Source organism: Oleiphilus sp. HI0067 (assembly GCF_001635735.1).
This window is the reverse complement of the sequence record NZ_LWFI01000830.1, coordinates 1-378: the sequence shown is the minus strand read 5'-3', so window position 1 is coordinate 378 and position 378 is coordinate 1. Positions and strand designations below refer to the sequence as shown.

General features: G+C 47.1%; 1 pseudogene. It reads left to right on the top strand.

What is annotated here, in order from left to right:
- Positions 1 to 378, top strand: a pseudogene (locus A3739_RS08830) (argininosuccinate synthase domain-containing protein); the annotation flags it as partial.

Here is a 378-nt window from a genome sequence, read left to right as displayed (position 1 = left end):
CGAACCTCCTTCACATCTCATACGAAGGTGACATTCTTGAAGATCCTTGGGCAGAAGCAGAAGAAGATATGTGGCGTTGGTCTGTATCTCCTGAAAATGCACCCGATAAAGCAACCTATATCGACCTAACTTACGAGAAGGGTGATATTACTGAGGTTGACGGGAAAGCGATGACTCCTGCAGAAGTGCTAGCGCACTTGAATGAAGTGGGTGGCGCAAACGGCATTGGTCGTTTAGACATCGTAGAAAACCGTTATGTTGGTATGAAGTCACGTGGTTGTTATGAGACACCTGGTGGCACCATCATGCTTAAAGCACACCGTGCGATCGAATCAATCACGCTAGACAAAGAAGCTGCGCACCTTAAAGACAGTGTGA